Genomic DNA, 16,519 nt, shown 5'->3' on the forward strand with positions numbered 1-16,519 from the left:
TTTAAACAAACGTTTGTTGGAATTTAAAATTGGAGTAGTCATAGATAGGTTTGTAAGCCCTCGAGATTTTTCAACTATTTTCGCGAGGTATATTAGAATAGGGACGGGATAATGGTTCCACGATTTTAAGCTGAGAAGTTGCTGCTAATATACTTAACCTCTTGGAAGGAAAAGGGACATTCCAGAAAATATGAGACAAAGTTGGAAGGGCTATTACTTTGGTTTGTTGAACGAATTAAGGGAAAAAGAATTTCTTGGTGGCAGTGCCCGCGACAAATCTGTTTACTTAACAGAAGTAGGGATTAAAAAGGCGGAGGAATTAGTCAAAAAATATTATGACGAATTAGACTAGGAAGCATGCCTCTTCATAATCGGAAATGCTTAAAGCTATTCCATCGCTTCAACAGCTTGCTTGATTGCTTTTATTCTTCTTTCTAAAAGTGTTCGTTGTGGGCTGCCTGGCTTTGAGTTGTTGTAGCTCTTTTCAAGGGATGGAAATAAACCAGTCAACACGTTGCGAGCTTCTGCAATTTCTTGGCCTGAGAAAGAGTGGGGTTGTTGATGTTCTAGCATGGACAAGCCGATTTGCAAAGCCTTTAGCCGCTTGTTCAATAGGGTGGTGCTTGAGCCTTGCTGCGTCATTTTGGCTAAAGCATTTTCACATTTGCGGATGGTGGATTGAAAGGCGGTGATGGATTGTAATTGCTCTTCATTTGATGGGTTGTTCATATAATGATGACCTCTCTTTGTTTTAATGAAATGGTGAATGGCTGCTGTTTAGGAAATTATAAAAAATATGTCTGTGGATCTCTGAAACAAAAGTAGCAGCGTCCAGCTCCATGCGCCAGCGACTAGCAAACTTCCCTCGCCTCCTTACGATAAGGCAACACGAAAAAGCTTACGCTCTTCGTGTTTTCTTTATCTCATACGGCTCAGTCCAGTTTGTACGTCGCAAAACGGGCCCATTGCGCTTTTGTTCCTATCATTCTAGCATTTTTTAGGGTCAAGGTTATTATTCTTAGATAGCAATTTTTAAACAAACGTTGGTTAAAAATTTATTTTGGGGTTGTTATGGAGAGTGTTTTTAGTCTTCAAGAATTTTCAACTTTTTTCGCGTGGTATATCAGAATAGGGACAGTAGAACCGTCCCCATGGTTAATATACCTTCTTCAAGATTTCCATAACCTCTTCTAATGTTAGGCCAAAGGATTTGTAATAGGATGTGTCAACAGCCATTTGCTTTTCAATCATTTCGTTGCGCTTTTGGAGGATATCTTGTGATGAAAGTTCGGCCACAAAGCATCCTTTTCCAGTGACAGTGTAAATCAATCCTCGTCGTTCCAACTCTTCCCATGCTTTTTTGATGGTGATGATGCTCACACGAAGTTCCTTGGCTGCTTGTCGTATGGATGGTAAACTATAGCCTTTTTCAATTTCACCCTTGAGAATTTGTGCGCTGATTTGTTCATAAAGCTGTTGGTAGATTGGTTTTTCGGATGTATTTGAAATAGCGATATTCATTAGATCGTCACTTTCTTAAATTGTTTTATAGCTATAACATACGCTATAAAGGTAAATACGACAAATATTAGCATTCCAGTAAACAGGATGGGTAATTGTATTGCTAGGTTTTCCGCACCGCTCCCTTTAAAAAGGTCAAACACCTTTGCGTTTTGTATTCCTAACCATTCAGCACCTGTCGCAAAAAGCATGGCAGCTGTAACAGCTACTATAGTTGGAAGGCCATATTTATAGGCGGTCTTGAAATACATAGAAATGAAAAATAAATTGAAGATAGCCAGCATGATAAAACTAAGACCCCAAAATCCTATTGTTGGTGCAAAGAAAAAGTAGTTGAAAACAGGATAGAGTTGCGTATGGATGATGCCAAAGATGACCGCAGTCACAATATGCAATAATTCCAGAATAACAATCACCGCTATTTTCGCTTTTACAATGTCTTTTCTCGTGACAGGTAGCATAAATGAAAACAGTAGATCATTCTGAGCTTTATAAGTTGCACATACATTAGGTATTGTTATCCAGCAGAAATAGAGGAGGACAATAAAGTAAAGCCAGCCGGGGATTAACATTAATGCTCCTGTCAAAATGGGCAATAGATAAAAGATAGGACTGACCCCAAGTTTTAATTCCTTCAAAAGTAAGTTATACATACAGATCCTCCCTTTTTGAAAAATAGATCATGATTTCTTCGATATTCGGGAGTTTGGCGTTAATTTCTAGCGAGGGATCAAAGTCGCTATGATGGATCAACCCTGTAAAGCCAAACGAATTTTTCTTGTAGGAAATTAAATGATGTTTCACCTGTTCAAGTTGGCTATCACTTCCATTTAACAATCGATAGGTGTGAATGAATTCTTCTTTTTCCGAGCTATTAATGATTTGACCGTTATGGATATAGGTAATGTAATCGGCACATTTTTCAAGATCAGAGGTAATATGCGTGGAGAAAAGAATACTAACTTCGCCTTCTTCTACCAGGCTTTGAAATAGATCCAACAGATTGTCTCTTGCGATTGGATCAAGGCCACTGGTTGGTTCATCCAGAATGAGTAGCTTTGAGCCGTGGGATAAAGCAAGGGCCAAGTTATATTTAACTTTCATTCCCTCTGACAATTCTTCTATTTTTTTATTTTCATCCAAATTAAACCTGTTGAGATAGTTTTGATAGGTTTCTTCCTCCCAGTTATCATAAAACCGCTTAATCACATTCGTGACTTTTTTAATCTTGCTTTTTGTATAATAATTGACACCACCAAAGGTAAATCCAATGATTTGTTTCATCTCCAGTTCATGTTCAATATAGTTCTTACCCAAAATACTAACTTCCCCACTATCTGTTTGAATCAAATTCAAAATGGATTTGATGGTGGTTGTCTTTCCAGCCCCATTGGCTCCGATAAATCCCATAATATATCCCTTTTTTAACTGAAAAGAAACATCTTTTAAGTGAAAATGCTCATATTTCTTACTCAGATTTTTGATATCCAACGCTAACATTTAAAGGCCCCTCTCGATAAAAGTGTGTATAGTGTATATACACACTATACTCTCGTGTGAAAAACATGTCAATCAACTTTTGGATTTTATTTCAAATTACTCATAACAATTCGAGGGGACCATGGGGAAAGGTAATTGGCTCTGGATTATTGTAAAACCTTAGGCAAACGCACATCTTTGCTGGGTACAAGTTTATAGACGGATGTCTACTGAATAGGATGATATGGAAGAACATGAGGGGGTGTTTTGAACAATGAATATTCAAGAGAATTTTAATATGGAGCGAAGAATTCCAGGTGTTGGGATAGGTGGTTTTGGTGGTCGTCCAGGATTTGGCCGTCCGGGGTTTGGCCGTCCAGGATTTGGTCGACCTGGATTTGGATTTGGTTTTCCGTTTGTCGCAGGATTGGCAACAGGAGCAATTTTAACTCCTAGACCATATCCGTATCCATACTATCCGCCTTATCCATACTATCCTTATTATTGATGTTTTTGGGACGGGGGGACAGGGACGGGGGGACAGGTCCCTCGTCCCAGTTTTATTTTCTTAAGAAAGTTATTTTTAAACAATCGTTTGTTTAATTTAGAATTTGGTGTTGTTAGCGAGAGGTTGATTAGTGTTCGAGATTTTTTAAGAGAGCCGTCCCTGATTCATGTGGAAGGAAGGGCGAGATGACTTGTAAATGTGGTCGTTGTTCCTGCCCCTTAAAGCTTTGTTATCCTTGACCGATGGTATCATTCAGTTTCTTTCGGTACTTGTCATTGTAGGTTTCCGTATCTTTCATAAGTTCATCGCAAAAAGCTGCCACGTCTTCCCCTGTAAGATCTGTTACTTGTTTGCCTTCAGCTGCACCTTGTTCGAAAAGGTCCAGTATTCCTTCAAAAATACGTTTGTATTCTTTCCAGTCAGTTGGTCCGCCAGAGGTCCAGATATAATTTTGAATAGCATAATAAGCGGTGCGGTACTCGTTAGGAAGTGATTTTGCTCTTGCTTCCATTGCCTGCCATTCCCTTTTTTCATGTAAACTTCCGATGATCTTTTCCAAAAAGCTCATATTATCTCCCCTTTAAATAAGTCTTTTGTTTTGAGTTCGTTGATTTTACTTGAAACGAATTCCCATTTCCCCCAAAATGCTTTAAGTTGCTCTTGACCGGATGAGTTAAGTGTATAAAATTTTCTCGGTGGCCCCATAGTGGATGCTTTTTTCTCGATATTCACTAGGTTGTTTTTTTCTAGACGCATCGTAATGGTATAAACAGTACCTTCTACTACATCTGTGAAGCCGAGTGCCCGTAATTGTTGAGTGATTTCATATCCGTATGTTTCTCCACGACTGATAATCTCCAGCACGCAACCTTCCAGTACTCCCTTCAGCATTTCTGTTATGTTTTCCAAATCTATCCCCCTGTTCAGGTAGTCTGTAATACTTAGTACTACTATATAGTAATACATAGTACTGAAAGTTGTCAAGAAAAGGGTGATGGAGATTAAGGAGATTGGGGGACAGGTCCCTCGTCCCAATTTTATTTTCTTAAGAAAGCTATTTTTAAACAGTCGTTTGTTCCATTTAGAATTTGATGTTGTTCGAGAGAGTTTGATTAGTGTTCGAGATTTTTTAATTTTTTTTGCTTGGTATATCAGGATAGGGTTAAAAGAGCCGTACCCTTGTTAGTGAAAATTTTCTGAAAATAACATACTTGTTTATGGAATTATATGTTAAATTATAATTAGAGATTTTGAGATAATAGGGGGATTAGGATGAAAAAGATTACTTGGTTATCGGCGGTACTTTGTTGTGCGCTTCTCCTGCTTATGGGCTGCAATCAAACTACTAGTAAAGATGAAGCAGAGAATACTAGGGAAGCGGGAGCGAAGATTACTAATGAAGATGAAATGAGTCAACTTTTAGAAGAAAAAGACACACAGATTAGTACACTTCTAAATGAAAAAGAAGAGCTGCAACAGTCATTAGAGAGTAGTGAATTGGATCTAAAATATTCAAAGGAAGAAGCAGAATACTACAAGCAATTCCTAAACAGTCTTATAAAGGATTATTCGGATGAGCAGAAACAGGAACTAGCAAAAGATTTGTGGGAATATGAATTGAAAGTGAATGGCGTAGCGGTTTCAGAGGATGGAGAAGTACATACAAAAGATAAAACTATTGAAATATCCATCATACAAGAACAATCAGCCTATCCGATATTACCTAATGATGAGTTTGTAAAAGGCAAAATCAGTGGAAGGTACAATGAGCATATCTCAGGTTTTAGCGAAGAACCAAATGAGACCTATGGAACGGACGGAACGGTTGTAACTGGAACGCACTTCAAATTTAACAACCTAAGTGCTGGATCAACGATAACATTTACCATTTCAGATGAACTGAAAGAAAGACTAAAGTTAAACACTTCTAAAATAAGCGTTAAGGGGGAGTGAGGGCCAGACACCTCACCCCGTTTTTATTTTGTTGGTACGGAGGGACAGTTGGTACGGAGGGACAGGTCCCTCGTCCCATTTTGGTATTGTTGTAGAGAGGTTTAAAAGAGTTCGATATTTTTCAACTTTTTTCACGTGGTATATCAAAATAAAGAGAATCGTCCCTCTGGTTCAGGAGAGTGTTGGTTTGAAATCTAGAAAAATAGTTTTGTTTATGTTAGTAATGTTAATCCTTCCTGTTGTGGTGTTTTTGTTCTCAGAAAGGGCAATCTACCATTATTCTTCTGGGAGTACAAAACAGTTTTTACATGAATGGTATTTAAATAGAAGAGAAAATTTGAAAACGCCGGAAGTGAAAATTGTAAAGGAAGAGAGGATAGAAGAAACGGATAAAAAAGTCGTATTATATTATGCGGATGAAACATTACATTTCGCGGTACTTAAACAAGGATTATTCAATAATGCCTATAAGGTAGATTTCATAAGTGACATCTCACAAAGCATCGAAGGAAGGTATATTAGGACCGATTCTGGTTACTACGCCCTGATAGTTGGAGAAAATCCTTCAATGAGGGTGGATGAAGTGAAAGCAGACATTCCTTCCCTTTATGATCCAGTAAAATGGGATATCTCCGAGGTAGAATACTTTATTCACTTTGAAAGATTACCAGGGGAGTACACTGAAAATGGTATTCTTCAAATAAAGGCATTTGACGATAGCGGGGAGGATATTACGCAAGAGTACAAAAATTACTAGAGGAGGAGGGTACTAGTGCATCCAATCACAGCAATCGAAATCGCAGTGTCTGTTGTTTTTGTGATTATTATTTTTGTAACGGCATTTTTACTGCCGAGAAGGTTTAGAAAAAGGAGTGTAATGGTCGCATCCTCCATCACGATTGCATTGCTTTTATTTTTTGCAGTTCGTCCCTTTTGGGTTGATTATCAAGTATCCAAAAAAACAGAATACCTCGAGCTCTTTCTCGAGGAAAAATATCCCGATCAAGAATGGAAAATTAGCCGTCAGATAGGGAGACAATACAACCCTTATCACTTAAATGTGGAGTTTGAAAACGAAAAGAACAGGATTTATACATACTCGGTGGTAGATGAAAAGAATATTTGCCAAGTTGCTTGGATGACAGAAGAGGGGCATTTACTGAGTGAAGGGAAGCACTTTGAACGTGATAGCTGCGAGGAATGAGTGGTACGGAGGGACAGGTCCCTCGTCCCAGAGAGGTTTAAAAAAGTTCGAGATTTTTCCACTATTATCGCGTGGTATATCAAAATAGGGATAAGGAGGGAACGTATTGAATAATCCTACGAGTAATGTTTATGACAAATTAGCAAGTACCTACCAACATGATACGGATGAGGGGAGTCCTTATAATGCTTTCTATGAGCGGCCGGCGATGATGGCGGCTTTGCCTCAGGATTTGAAGGGGAAAAAGGTGCTGGATGCGGGTTGTTCGGCGGGGTGGTATGCGGAGCAATTAGTGAAGCGGGGTGCGGAGGTTACGGGAATTGACGTGAGTCCTGAAATGGTGAAGGCAGCCAAAGAGCGTCTAGCGGGAGAAGCGACATTTCTTTGTCTCGATCTCCAAGAAGCTCTTCCCTTTAACGATCATTCCTATGATGTAATTGTCAGCTCGCTTACGCTCCATTATTTGAAGGACTGGGCGGCTACCTTTCAGGAATTCAACCGCGTTCTAAAAGAGGGCGGGACCTTTTTGTTTTCGGTCCATCACCCATTTATGGCTTATATAAGATTCGACTGCGAGGATTACTATCAAACCCAGCTCATTACAGAAACGTGGTACAAGCCTACCATCACCATTGATGTTAGCTTTTATAGAAAACCACTAGAAAGCATCATAAATGAAACAACAAAACACTTCCATCTTGAGCAGCTGATTGAGCCAAAACCGCAGGAAAAGATGAAGGAAGTAAAAGAAAAGACATATGACTATTTAATGAAGAATCCGCATTTTCTTATTGTGAAGGCTGTTTCAAAAAAAGGATAAAAAAATCATCTAGTCCATGTGAAACCTAATTATACCGAGTTCGTAAGTAGTATAAAGGGGTGGATTAAGATGGTATTTATCTTATATTTTGGAACGATAGCAGCAGTTGGACTTGGCCTATACTTGGTTTTTAGGAATAGCACTTTGGGGGATGCGCCGACTTGTATGCTTTGTGGGAAAAAGCTAGACGCGAAATTTAACGCGGCTCCACATGCATTCGAGACCAAGGCACTGATGGAAAAAGAATATAAGTGCGAGGTTTGTGTGAATCAATAAAAGCGATTTGAAAAGACAGGGTAATTGATTCCACACTACCCTGTCACTCTAACTCCAGCATAATACAAGATCAAATTCACATAGTGTATGATAAGGATTTCTTACTCTTAAACAGTAGTAAAAGCTTCTCAAAAGGGGCTGATTGTTTTGCAGAGGAATAAGAATTTACACTTAATTATGTTCTTGTCCATGTTGTTAGTAGTCATCCTAATTGTTAACATTTTTCAACACGTGCGAGTTTATGTGGTGTATAGCTCGGGAATAGGTTCCTTTTTTATTGTGGGAATTATTATTGTGGCTATTGCTGTTCTTTTCTTTAAGCGGCACTGAGGGGCGGGTTCCTCGTCCCGTTTTTTGTTTTATTAAAAAAGCTATTCTTAAATAAACGTTTGTAAGCGTTCGAGATTTTTCAACTATTTTCACGCGCTATACCAGAATAGAGTCAGGAGTAACGTCCCCCTAACTCACCAGTGTGGATTCCAGACTACTTCCCATAGATGACCATCTGGATCTTGGAAGTGACCGGAGTATCCGCCCCAAAAAGTGTCGTGGGCAGGATCGGTGATCGTTGCGCCGGCATGTTTAGCCTGCTCCATTACTTTATCCACTTCCTCTTTACTGCTAACATTATGGCCAAGAGTAAATTCGGTAGGACTTGGTGCACATAAAGGAACCTTTGTCTCATGTGCGAGGTCTTTTCGATTCCAAATCGCAAGCTTTAATCCTGATTGCAGGTCGAAAAAGGCAACTGCACCATGTTCAAATTCCTTCCCAACTATTCCTTCTGTAGGAAGACCAAGACCGTCCCGATAAAACGTTAACGATTTTTCTAAATCATCTACACCTAGAGTGATTACTGTGATAAGTGGTTTCATAAGAACGTAACCTCCCAAATTTATCTTAAGTTAATTATACAAAGCTTAAGAAAAGTTATCCAATCTGGGACAGAGGGACGGATTCCTCGTCCCGTTTTTTATTTTGTAAAATAGCTATTTTCAAATAAACGTTTGTTCAAATTTAATTTTGGTGTTGTTGAAGAGGGGTTTAAAAGTGTTCGAGATTTTTCAACTATTTTCGCGCGATATATCAGAATAGAGTCAGGAGGAAAGTCCCCCGCCTGACTCACAAGCTAAATCGCTCTTTAATCATCTGAGCCACTTCCGCCGCACTCATATCTGTATTATCTATCTTAATATAGTTCTCAAATGTGATCTCCCCATCAAAAGAATTTAACCGATGCTTCTCGAGAGTTTCCATCAAGTCATTTTCCGACCATTCCAAATCGCGCTTTTTCGGTTTGTGTTCCAGTCGGTTTGGCGTTTTGTTTCGCTCTAGGCGTTCTCTTAAATCTGCCTCTAATTCCACGTAGTAGACCGTTGCCCCTCTGGATTCGAATAGCTGCGTTAGGTTCCTCACATACTCCCAATCGGACTCCATATCAAACATCCAGACATACGTGAACATCATGCCATACAGGTCGCTTTTAGAAACCTCTTCAAAAATCTCCTGACGGAACAATTTCACTAACCGTTTGGCTTCCTTTGTGCTGTAGTCAAAAAAATGACCAACCAAGTCAATAGTCATATGATTATGAAAAAGCTTCAAATCTGTTACTTTCGCTAACTCTTGTCCAACCGTCATTTTCCCAACCGCTTGGGGGCCGAATATATGTACAAATTTCATGTGGTTTCTCCTCTTCCATTTTTTTGAGGAACAATAACTGCTCCATGTGCCTCTAGTAGTCTCCATTCAAAGTTGCTAAAAGTTCATCCGAAATCTGATGCTGTAGAAGAGGCGTATGAGAAATATTACACCGCCCAACTGGATTTCCCCAGACGATAACATTTGGTGCGCAATCCCACTCGGAACTCCGTCACTGTCTAAGTCTTATTCAACGGGTCACCGTGCCTGTCTCCTATACTCCCTCGAAAACACATCCTTAAAAACAGACCGAAGCACTAACACCACCACTAATATCGCAACTCCGGTAAATGCAATCGCAGAATTCATCCCAATAGGGTTAAACCAAGATCCATTAGGAGGAGTGATAAACGCTGTCCCCAACCAAACGGAAACAATAATAGTGATCAAGTTTACTAGGATTATAAGCCCAACCTTAACTTTCATAGATAAGAAACCAACCAACCCAGCAAATAAAAAGGTACCTACGAACAAGAAATCAGCACGCTCTGGATGCTGCGAAATTTCGTAGTAATGAAACAGAAACGGCATAGGAATTAACGAAATAACAATCCACAAATGTCTAATAAAAACTCCCCCTCTTAACGTGGGTCGGCGGGCCTGACCCCTCAGCCCATTTCTTAAAAATACATTAGCATAAATTTCCTTTTTAATATACGATTAATACATAATATTTACAGATACATAGAATAAAAGGGGGCTTTAAGTTGTACATAGTAATATCCATTCTTCTGACCATTCTTTTAGGCTTTGTTTCACTCATGATGGGGCCAATGACAGGCGGTTTACTGGCATTCGGAATTATTGCGGGCATTTTACTTAAAGTTCTGTTCCTTCAAAAAGAAATACACAAAAGGTTAACAAAGGATGAACCTAAATACGATCCAGTCAAAGAAGCTTATGAAAACTATTTGAAAGAGAAAGAAGCCAATGCTAAATGGTAGAAGGGGATGCACCGCAAAAATGGGTCACGGTGCCTGTCCCCATGGAGGTGTCTATGAAAAAATACGGTTTGTACTTTATTACATTCTTCGTTGCGGGGTACATAATGTTAGTTGTTTTTGGAGTAGGGGAAACTTTCACAAAAGGTAGCCATGTTTTCATCTTATCTATAATTATCACCTCCATACACTGGATGTGGGATAACTCCAAAAAACCATTCAAACAGAAAAGATAAGTTAATTGGCGTGTTTAGAGGATTATAAGGAATTGCTGCATTTTTATTAGTTGATAAAGGAGTACAATCCTATGAGGAAAACCAACATTCAACCATGGACCAAAGAATGGGAAGAGGCATATGATCAAGAGCAGGAACTGTTAAAAGAAATACTAAAGGATGAATTAATAGATATATTTCACATCGGAAGTACATCTGTACCGGCAATCGGTTATGCCAAACCAATCATTGATATTTTGATTGTGGTAAAAGATATTGAAAAGGTTGATTGGTACAATGAAGCATTACAAAAAATGGGGTATGAACCGAAAGGCGAGAACGGGATAGCAGGGAGAAGATACTTCCCAAAAGGTAAGCAAAACAGAACACACCATGTACATATCTTTGAGGTCGGAAATGAAACCATTCAAACTCATCTGGATTTCAAAAGGTATCTAATGACACACCCGGAAGATGCAAAAGAATACGGAGAGTTAAAGCTGAAATTAGCAAAACAATTTCTTGATAACCACTATAAGAATCAAGAGGGGAAGCAGGAGTTTGTGAATGAGCTTGTCGAAAGGGCTAGGAGTTGGGGGACGAATACATGAATGATTGGTTAAATAATATCAGAAGGCCAGTAGATATATCGTTCTCTAAGAAAGTTGTATCTTCGTCCTTCCTATTCATTGCAGGGGTTATGCTAGGTGTGTTTTCTAAAATGCTCGATGAAACGGCCAGTAACCAATTGCCTTACTTTCTTCAAGTAATGGACTTACGAAACTTCTTTTCTCGAATGGGTGTTTGGTTATTCCTAGCAATGCTAGTTGCTTTCTATAGCAAATCACCTTTAAGGGCTGCCTTCAATGTTTTTGTGTTTTTTGTCGGCATGGTAGGTAGTTATTACTTTTACACGGTTATGGTAGCTGGCTTTTTTCCGAGATCGTATATGATGATTTGGGTCACCATGACGGTTATCTCTCCATTCATGGCTTTTGTTTGTTGGTACGCAAAAGGGAAGGGAATCCTGTCTATACTCATTTCATCGTTTCTATTATTGTTCATGTCCAGACAAGCCTTTGCATTTGGCTTTTGGTATTTGGACATTAGAAATATTCTGGAATTCCTACTCTGGATAGCTACAATCATTGTTTTATACCAATCTCCCAAGCAACTAATTAAAGTGGTTGCTATAGGTTTGTTCTTCTACTTCCTTACTGCACCTTTTCATTTAGGGTGGGGGATGTTGTAGATGCAATGATATTTATTGGTATCACTACTTGAATACACGATTCTTAACGTGGTACTAATCTAAAAGATCATCCGAAATCTGATGTTGTAGAAGAGGCGTATGAGAAATATTTAAGGGAGAGGGAAAGTGAATGTCTAGTAAAACCTGCTCCCAAGCTCATCTTGTAATTTTGTCATTCATACCCTGTTAATCCCTTAATATAGCTAGCGTCACTTTCGGGGATTTTATAAAATTCCACCTCGTCCCAGCTAATACCATTACGCTCCGCAATAATTGCGCCATCTTCCTTAAACCACAATCTAGACTCAAGTAAACCAACAGATTCAGTGGGGCTCAAAAGATTCATATATATATCGGGACTGTCTATCTCCAAATCCATATCATCTATTCTTTCTTTCTGCATATGTATCATTAGCAAGTTATTAATAATATGTTGGTTATCCGTATTTTTGAAGGTATGAGGATAATCAACTCGGTTTGGGAATTCGCTATGTGGATAGCCAATTCTAAATTCCATGGAAACGTCATGTTGCATCAAACGCCCAGTCGCATAACCTACTATGAAAATTAGAATAGCAATGAAGATAATACTAATTGCTTTTGTTCTATTCATCTATTGATCCCTCCCTCTCCTTAAAACCATAATATTGAAATTAAGTAAATTATATCATAATTTTCTTTGGTTCTGAGGGTAAGTTTCCTCTTCCCATTTTTCATTTTCTTAAGAAAGCTATTTTTATACAAACGATTGTTCAAAACGGGTTTCGGAGTTGTTGTAGAGCGGTTTATAAGCATTCGAGATTTCTTAACTATTTTCGCGCGCTTTATCAAAATAGAGTCACAAGAACCGTCCCGCTAAGTATGAATGTATATGTTAAAATATGGTTAGGGTAGTTTTCAATCTAGGGTGATAGAGGGGGAGTCGCTATGCTTTATGAAAGTTTTGAAGTTGCAATTTATGCATTGTTGTTTTGGTGGGGCATACTGCTTGCTTTTAAAAGGTTTCCTAGTAATTATACTCACAACAATACTTGGAAAAAAGATATATCTGTTACGTTTATTCAAAGTGTAGTATTGCTAGCGACGTTTCAGATTATTGTTTACTTTCAATAACAAGATTTAATGAAGATAATGGAGAAAGGTTTTACGAACTTATTTCTGGTAAAAGTTTAGTAGGAAAAGGAGACAAAAGGATGTCCTGGTATTTGGATAGCGTTTACGAGCTAAACAAAGAATCACCATATACGTTTTATATTCCTAGTTTGGAAGTGTTGGAAAAACTAGAGGTTGGGGATTTGGTAAAGTTGATTTTCGTGCCAGTGAAGGAAGAGGATGATGGGTTTAGAGGAGAGAGAATGTGGGTGGAAATCTCCGAGATTAATGGTAAGAACTATTTAGGACAATTGGCAAATGAGCCTCATCAATTGCCATTAAAATTGGGAGATGTAATCACATTTGAAAACGAACATATATGTGCGACACAGCACGATGATCCACATTCCTCAAAGTGGGATTTCTACTTTGATACCTTGGTCACCGTTAGTGATGATGTGCTTGAAAAAGAGGAATTTCACTTTATGCTAAAAGATGATCCCCATGAGGACGGTGATTCCGGATGGACAATCTTAAGCGGCTATGAAGAAACGGACTTTTTAAACGACCCTAATAACTATCAAATTATCGCTGTTGGAGTGGTTTTAAATATCGACAACTCTATTCTGGATTTTTTCTACGAGCCCCCTTTATGTGCTTACGAAAGGGATGAAGAAGGCAAGTTTTATAAAATAGAGGATTACGATTGGGAGAGTTACTTAGGGGAATAAGTTTCTTCTATTAAATATATAGGGCAGCTCTAGGGACTAGGTACGAGAAATAAGCGGTAAGGCATCATATATTTTTTTCGTTTCACTAAAGGATAAGGAAGTGATCTCCATGCCAGAACCGAGATTTAAAATGAAGAAAATTTGGACAGATGTTGATTTTTTTGAAGTGAATCTATCACTGAGTGGAACTGGTTGCACAGTCGATATGGATTTTTATATAGATAATAGCCATTTAGAGGAGCTGCGGGATGGAGTTCGTGATTTTGCGAATACACTTGGAAAAAGTGAATTTACGTGGGTAACAGGCAGTGACACAGAGGATACCACCCACTTCTTATCCATGAGGTTCTACCTCAATGATAAAAGAGGAATGGTAGGTATCGAGTTTACAGCAGATAACAAATTAGACCCTCCGGATAGGATGAAAGCTCATTTCTACATGATGGCTGAAATAAACCAGGTGGACGATTTTATATGGCAGTTGGATAGGTTTATTAGAGGTGATATTTTTGATTTTGAGAGTTTAAGTTAACTCAAGCAGGCTTGAGGGACAGTTTAACTAAACCGTTTGTATTTTCAAGCGCAGATGAATTGAAACCTGTCCCCTAAGCCAAACTAATATTAACCATCGATAGGTCATTGTTAGTTTTAGTTAAAATGTTAGTTCACTTAAATCTACTTCTTTAAGACGACCTGCTTTGTCCTTTAATGAATCAGATAATAAATTTTGTAACTTTACCACATCAGAAGATTCGCAGTAAATGGCAAGTGCATAGTATTTGGTATAGATAGTTTCTAAATCAGATACCTTTTTCGGTCTTTCGAATTTTAAGTGTAGATTTAGCAACTCCATAGCCACATCATGTTTATTACGTTGGATGGGATTCGGATCAACTTTTACTTTAATTTGTTCAGCCATATAATCACCTCGCTTTCTTTTACAATATTCTACATAAAAAGAATAAACCCTTTAAAAATAGTAAAATATTACAATTTATATAAAAACCGGCAATTATAGATGTTTTTTGATTTTCTACTAACAACAATTTTAAACAATGTTTTGAGGGACAGATTACTGACCCATTTGTACTTAAATGAGAAAATGAATCGGAAACTCAGTCCCCTCAGCTCTAGGTGGACGATTTCATAAGGCAGTTGGACAAGTTTTCAGTAAAATTTCTGGATTTGAGATCTTAAGGTAAATGAAAAAGAGATAAAGCATTTTAAAATACGTCAGTAATTTCAGAAACTTTTTAAAAAAAAGAGGGTCTCTAATTAGAGATCCCTTTTTAGACTGTAGTTAAGAATGCGTATTAAAAATTCCAATAATCCCTTCCCCAAACTCCTCCGCCTTCTTCGCTCCAATCCCCTCAATTTCCAATAATGCTTTTATCGTTTTAGGCTTCTGCTCCAGAATGACTTCTAGAGTTTTGTTGGTGTAAATATAGTATGGTTTTACATTAAGTTCCTTGGCACGAGTCCTGCGATAATCCGTTAAGAGAGTTCGGAAATCTTCGTTTTGTATGGGTGCAGGCTCTGTTATTTTGAGGGGTTTTTGGGATTGATCAACCTTATTAACTTGTAAAATGGCAAGAATCTCTTGACCATAGTCAGCTGCTTTTTTCTGTCCTATGCCCTCAATTGCTAGTAACTGCTCAATAGTCTGTGGCATTTTTTCTAGAAGTTCATCTAAGGTTTTGTTGCTAAAGATATGATAGGGCTTTACTTCAGATTGTTTGGCTTTTTTGGTGCGATAATCTGTTAGCAGCCTCTTTAATTCGCTGTTTGCATTAGGTGGTGCAACTGTTTTTGCCTTCTCTATAGTGGCAGCGACTAACGTGGATACATCTACATCTTCATTTTCTATCAGATAGTCCTGTTCATTAAAGGGCTTCTCTTTACTACCTTCCAGGATGCCATCAGCAATTTTATAAGTGAGTGAAGCATGCATTTCTACGGGGGAACTTTTCTTCATTTCGTCTTTTAAAAAGGCACTTATTTGGTCATGGCGGATGACACAGTCCTGAATGTGGGAAGGAGCATTTTTAGAAATCTCTAGGATGGTCTTAGGATTGGCAAACGTCACCGCATATCTAATAGGACACTTTTTGATTATTCCTTTGGACTTTAGGAACCTCTCCAATATCGTTACATGTCTTTCCACTTGATTGATCGGACTATACATACCCTCTTTATTTACGACTCTATTATTCTTCCTGATAACACGTTGAAATTCACCCTTATCCGTGACAAGAATATCGCCAAACAGCTTCTTTACTTCAAGTACAAGAATGAACTTTGAAGTTACGATAACAAAATCCATCTGCGCTTGATAATCATCAAACTCAAGATATACATCATGCAGTATCATCATGGGAACGGAGGAGTTCTTCAACTCAAACATCACACTTTTTTCTCCTGTGTGTCCGATGGAAAATAGCTTGAGGTGGTTATCTACTTTTTTATAGTCCACAAAAGGATTGCTGCTTTCTGCAAGACTTTTCAAGTTTTCTAATAGAATCGAATTTTCGTTAATATCTTTATGTACGACAGGTTGTTTTATTTCTCTATTATCTTTGAAAGCGTCAATGACATTTTTAAAAAAGGACATAGTTTACCTCGCTAGTAGTATTTGTTTTGCAATGGTAGTTTTGTAACTTTATGTAATTTTATTATAGCAGATATGGATATCGAAAATGGATGTAAATGTATATTCTAAATAATCTATGGAAATGAAAAGGGTGTAGAAAGAAATACGAATATAGCGCATAAAAGTTAAATTTATGGTTTTTTAACCATCATTCCACAAGTTCTGGGGTAGAGGGT

General features: G+C 38.1%; 25 protein-coding genes. 13 read left to right on the top strand and 12 right to left on the bottom strand.

The genetic code is table 11. The features are described from left to right. The first annotated feature begins 190 nt into the window (after window positions 1–190). Window positions 191–352, top strand: a complete 162-nt coding sequence (locus tag FIU87_RS03100) for a DUF6429 family protein (RefSeq protein WP_216647540.1) — start codon at window positions 191–193, stop codon at window positions 350–352. A 35-nt stretch (window positions 353–387) separates the two neighbouring features. Here FIU87_RS03100 and FIU87_RS03105 read toward each other — a convergent pair whose 3' ends face one another. From FIU87_RS03105 to FIU87_RS03120, 4 genes are all read right to left on the bottom strand, one after another. After that, the gene (locus FIU87_RS03105; RefSeq protein WP_152443233.1) at window positions 388–729 is read right to left on the bottom strand and encodes a hypothetical protein; all 342 of its coding nucleotides are present in this window, start codon (window positions 727–729) and stop codon (window positions 388–390) included. Between the two features lie 426 nt (window positions 730–1,155). Next, window positions 1,156–1,521 carry a GntR family transcriptional regulator gene (locus FIU87_RS03110; protein ID WP_152443234.1) on the bottom strand — a complete coding sequence of 122 codons (366 nt, stop codon included), beginning with the start codon at window positions 1,519–1,521 and terminating at the stop codon, window positions 1,156–1,158. Beyond that, the gene (locus tag FIU87_RS03115; protein WP_152443235.1) at window positions 1,521–2,174 is read right to left on the bottom strand and encodes an ABC-2 transporter permease; all 654 of its coding nucleotides are present in this window, start codon (window positions 2,172–2,174) and stop codon (window positions 1,521–1,523) included. The genes FIU87_RS03110 and FIU87_RS03115 overlap by 1 nt, the downstream gene beginning before the upstream one ends. Further along, window positions 2,167–3,021, bottom strand: a complete 855-nt coding sequence (locus FIU87_RS03120; RefSeq protein WP_152443236.1) for an ABC transporter ATP-binding protein — start codon at window positions 3,019–3,021, stop codon at window positions 2,167–2,169. The genes FIU87_RS03115 and FIU87_RS03120 overlap by 8 nt, the downstream gene beginning before the upstream one ends. A 253-nt stretch (window positions 3,022–3,274) precedes the next feature. On the opposite strand from FIU87_RS03120, the gene FIU87_RS03125 reads away from it, so the two are divergent. Further along, window positions 3,275–3,508, top strand: a complete 234-nt coding sequence (locus FIU87_RS03125) for a spore coat protein (protein WP_152443237.1) — start codon at window positions 3,275–3,277, stop codon at window positions 3,506–3,508. Window positions 3,509–3,737: 229 nt separating this feature from the next. Here the strand turns inward: FIU87_RS03125 and FIU87_RS03130 are convergent, their stop codons facing one another. Further along, entirely contained in the window at window positions 3,738–4,076 is a 339-nt protein-coding gene (locus tag FIU87_RS03130; RefSeq protein WP_152443238.1) for a DUF1048 domain-containing protein, read from the bottom strand. Then, window positions 4,073–4,417 carry a PadR family transcriptional regulator gene (locus FIU87_RS03135; protein ID WP_152443239.1) on the bottom strand — a complete coding sequence of 115 codons (345 nt, stop codon included), beginning with the start codon at window positions 4,415–4,417 and terminating at the stop codon, window positions 4,073–4,075. Before FIU87_RS03135 ends, FIU87_RS03130 begins: the two co-directional genes overlap by 4 nt. A gap of 363 nt (window positions 4,418–4,780) precedes the next feature. Here FIU87_RS03135 and FIU87_RS03140 point away from each other — a divergent pair, with 363 nt between their 5' ends. The 5 genes from FIU87_RS03140 to FIU87_RS03160 all read left to right on the top strand — a co-directional run bounded on the left by FIU87_RS03140 (window position 4,781) and on the right by FIU87_RS03160 (window position 7,761). Further along, window positions 4,781–5,461 carry a hypothetical protein gene (locus tag FIU87_RS03140; RefSeq protein WP_152443240.1) on the top strand — a complete coding sequence of 227 codons (681 nt, stop codon included), beginning with the start codon at window positions 4,781–4,783 and terminating at the stop codon, window positions 5,459–5,461. A 214-nt stretch (window positions 5,462–5,675) separates the two neighbouring features. Next, window positions 5,676–6,218, top strand: coding sequence for a hypothetical protein (locus FIU87_RS03145; protein WP_216647541.1), 543 nt, complete (start codon window positions 5,676–5,678; stop codon window positions 6,216–6,218). Window positions 6,219–6,233: 15 nt separating this feature from the next. Beyond that, entirely contained in the window at window positions 6,234–6,665 is a 432-nt protein-coding gene (locus FIU87_RS03150) for a G protein-coupled receptor family protein (protein WP_152443242.1), read from the top strand. A gap of 106 nt (window positions 6,666–6,771) precedes the next feature. After that, window positions 6,772–7,485, top strand: coding sequence for a class I SAM-dependent methyltransferase (locus FIU87_RS03155; RefSeq protein ID WP_253905499.1), 714 nt, complete (start codon window positions 6,772–6,774; stop codon window positions 7,483–7,485). Window positions 7,486–7,554: 69 nt separating this feature from the next. Next, window positions 7,555–7,761 carry a hypothetical protein gene (locus FIU87_RS03160; protein ID WP_152443243.1) on the top strand — a complete coding sequence of 69 codons (207 nt, stop codon included), beginning with the start codon at window positions 7,555–7,557 and terminating at the stop codon, window positions 7,759–7,761. A 464-nt stretch (window positions 7,762–8,225) separates the two neighbouring features. Here the strand turns inward: FIU87_RS03160 and FIU87_RS03165 are convergent, their stop codons facing one another. The 3 genes from FIU87_RS03165 to FIU87_RS03175 all read right to left on the bottom strand — a co-directional run bounded on the left by FIU87_RS03165 (window position 8,226) and on the right by FIU87_RS03175 (window position 10,020). Next, a complete protein-coding gene (locus tag FIU87_RS03165) occupies window positions 8,226–8,636 on the bottom strand; it encodes a VOC family protein (RefSeq protein ID WP_152443244.1) in 411 nt (136 codons plus the stop codon). 247 nt (window positions 8,637–8,883) lie between these two features. After that, window positions 8,884–9,444, bottom strand: coding sequence for an AAA family ATPase (locus FIU87_RS03170; RefSeq protein ID WP_152443245.1), 561 nt, complete (start codon window positions 9,442–9,444; stop codon window positions 8,884–8,886). Between the two features lie 216 nt (window positions 9,445–9,660). After that, entirely contained in the window at window positions 9,661–10,020 is a 360-nt protein-coding gene (locus FIU87_RS03175; protein WP_152443246.1) for a hypothetical protein, read from the bottom strand. A 149-nt stretch (window positions 10,021–10,169) separates the two neighbouring features. Here FIU87_RS03175 and FIU87_RS03180 point away from each other — a divergent pair, with 149 nt between their 5' ends. The 3 genes from FIU87_RS03180 to FIU87_RS03190 all read left to right on the top strand — a co-directional run bounded on the left by FIU87_RS03180 (window position 10,170) and on the right by FIU87_RS03190 (window position 11,870). Next, entirely contained in the window at window positions 10,170–10,406 is a 237-nt protein-coding gene (locus tag FIU87_RS03180) for a hypothetical protein (RefSeq protein WP_152443247.1), read from the top strand. Between the two features lie 304 nt (window positions 10,407–10,710). After that, window positions 10,711–11,229, top strand: a complete 519-nt coding sequence (locus tag FIU87_RS03185; protein ID WP_152443248.1) for a GrpB family protein — start codon at window positions 10,711–10,713, stop codon at window positions 11,227–11,229. Continuing rightward, window positions 11,226–11,870: a hypothetical protein gene (locus FIU87_RS03190; RefSeq protein ID WP_152443249.1), complete on the top strand. Its 645-nt coding sequence runs from the start codon at window positions 11,226–11,228 to the stop codon at window positions 11,868–11,870. Before FIU87_RS03185 ends, FIU87_RS03190 begins: the two co-directional genes overlap by 4 nt. A gap of 172 nt (window positions 11,871–12,042) precedes the next feature. On the opposite strand, the gene FIU87_RS03195 is transcribed toward FIU87_RS03190, so the two are convergent. Beyond that, entirely contained in the window at window positions 12,043–12,483 is a 441-nt protein-coding gene (locus tag FIU87_RS03195) for a hypothetical protein (RefSeq protein ID WP_152443250.1), read from the bottom strand. 314 nt (window positions 12,484–12,797) lie between these two features. Between FIU87_RS03195 and FIU87_RS03200 the strand changes: the two genes are divergently transcribed. The 3 genes from FIU87_RS03200 to FIU87_RS03210 all read left to right on the top strand — a co-directional run bounded on the left by FIU87_RS03200 (window position 12,798) and on the right by FIU87_RS03210 (window position 14,225). Further along, window positions 12,798–12,983 (top strand): hypothetical protein, encoded by a 186-nt coding sequence (locus FIU87_RS03200; protein WP_152443251.1) that lies wholly within the window; start codon window positions 12,798–12,800, stop codon window positions 12,981–12,983. 80 nt (window positions 12,984–13,063) lie between these two features. After that, window positions 13,064–13,693 (top strand): immunity protein Imm33 domain-containing protein, encoded by a 630-nt coding sequence (locus FIU87_RS03205; RefSeq protein WP_152443252.1) that lies wholly within the window; start codon window positions 13,064–13,066, stop codon window positions 13,691–13,693. A 109-nt stretch (window positions 13,694–13,802) separates the two neighbouring features. Next, the gene (locus tag FIU87_RS03210; protein WP_152443253.1) at window positions 13,803–14,225 is read left to right on the top strand and encodes a hypothetical protein; all 423 of its coding nucleotides are present in this window, start codon (window positions 13,803–13,805) and stop codon (window positions 14,223–14,225) included. 120 nt (window positions 14,226–14,345) lie between these two features. Here FIU87_RS03210 and FIU87_RS03215 read toward each other — a convergent pair whose 3' ends face one another. Both FIU87_RS03215 and FIU87_RS03220 read right to left on the bottom strand, forming a co-directional pair. Further along, window positions 14,346–14,612: a hypothetical protein gene (locus FIU87_RS03215; RefSeq protein ID WP_152443254.1), complete on the bottom strand. Its 267-nt coding sequence runs from the start codon at window positions 14,610–14,612 to the stop codon at window positions 14,346–14,348. A gap of 381 nt (window positions 14,613–14,993) precedes the next feature. Next, entirely contained in the window at window positions 14,994–16,304 is a 1,311-nt protein-coding gene (locus tag FIU87_RS03220; RefSeq protein WP_152443255.1) for an HRDC domain-containing protein, read from the bottom strand. Window positions 16,305–16,519: the final 215 nt, after the last annotated feature.

Source organism: Bacillus sp. THAF10 (assembly GCF_009363695.1).
Taxonomy (GTDB): Bacteria; Bacillota; Bacilli; order Bacillales; family Bacillaceae_I; genus Sutcliffiella_A.

Coding starts and splice junctions, on each gene's coding strand:
- FIU87_RS03205 (WP_152443252.1), top strand. CDS start 13,064: ATGTCCTGGTATTTGGATAGCGTTTACGAGCTAAACAAAGAATCACCA.
- FIU87_RS03210 (WP_152443253.1), top strand. CDS start 13,803: ATGCCAGAACCGAGATTTAAAATGAAGAAAATTTGGACAGATGTTGAT.
- FIU87_RS03215 (WP_152443254.1), bottom strand. CDS start 14,612: ATGGCTGAACAAATTAAAGTAAAAGTTGATCCGAATCCCATCCAACGT.
- FIU87_RS03115 (WP_152443235.1), bottom strand. CDS start 2,174: ATGTATAACTTACTTTTGAAGGAATTAAAACTTGGGGTCAGTCCTATC.
- FIU87_RS03130 (WP_152443238.1), bottom strand. CDS start 4,076: ATGAGCTTTTTGGAAAAGATCATCGGAAGTTTACATGAAAAAAGGGAA.
- FIU87_RS03140 (WP_152443240.1), top strand. CDS start 4,781: ATGAAAAAGATTACTTGGTTATCGGCGGTACTTTGTTGTGCGCTTCTC.
- FIU87_RS03185 (WP_152443248.1), top strand. CDS start 10,711: ATGAGGAAAACCAACATTCAACCATGGACCAAAGAATGGGAAGAGGCA.
- FIU87_RS03145 (WP_216647541.1), top strand. CDS start 5,676: ATGTTAGTAATGTTAATCCTTCCTGTTGTGGTGTTTTTGTTCTCAGAA.
- FIU87_RS03100 (WP_216647540.1), top strand. CDS start 191: ATGAGACAAAGTTGGAAGGGCTATTACTTTGGTTTGTTGAACGAATTA.
- FIU87_RS03170 (WP_152443245.1), bottom strand. CDS start 9,444: ATGAAATTTGTACATATATTCGGCCCCCAAGCGGTTGGGAAAATGACG.
- FIU87_RS03120 (WP_152443236.1), bottom strand. CDS start 3,021: ATGTTAGCGTTGGATATCAAAAATCTGAGTAAGAAATATGAGCATTTT.
- FIU87_RS03125 (WP_152443237.1), top strand. CDS start 3,275: ATGAATATTCAAGAGAATTTTAATATGGAGCGAAGAATTCCAGGTGTT.
- FIU87_RS03200 (WP_152443251.1), top strand. CDS start 12,798: ATGCTTTATGAAAGTTTTGAAGTTGCAATTTATGCATTGTTGTTTTGG.
- FIU87_RS03165 (WP_152443244.1), bottom strand. CDS start 8,636: ATGAAACCACTTATCACAGTAATCACTCTAGGTGTAGATGATTTAGAA.
- FIU87_RS03105 (WP_152443233.1), bottom strand. CDS start 729: ATGAACAACCCATCAAATGAAGAGCAATTACAATCCATCACCGCCTTT.
- FIU87_RS03220 (WP_152443255.1), bottom strand. CDS start 16,304: ATGTCCTTTTTTAAAAATGTCATTGACGCTTTCAAAGATAATAGAGAA.
- FIU87_RS03160 (WP_152443243.1), top strand. CDS start 7,555: ATGGTATTTATCTTATATTTTGGAACGATAGCAGCAGTTGGACTTGGC.
- FIU87_RS03190 (WP_152443249.1), top strand. CDS start 11,226: ATGAATGATTGGTTAAATAATATCAGAAGGCCAGTAGATATATCGTTC.
- FIU87_RS03110 (WP_152443234.1), bottom strand. CDS start 1,521: ATGAATATCGCTATTTCAAATACATCCGAAAAACCAATCTACCAACAG.
- FIU87_RS03195 (WP_152443250.1), bottom strand. CDS start 12,483: ATGAATAGAACAAAAGCAATTAGTATTATCTTCATTGCTATTCTAATT.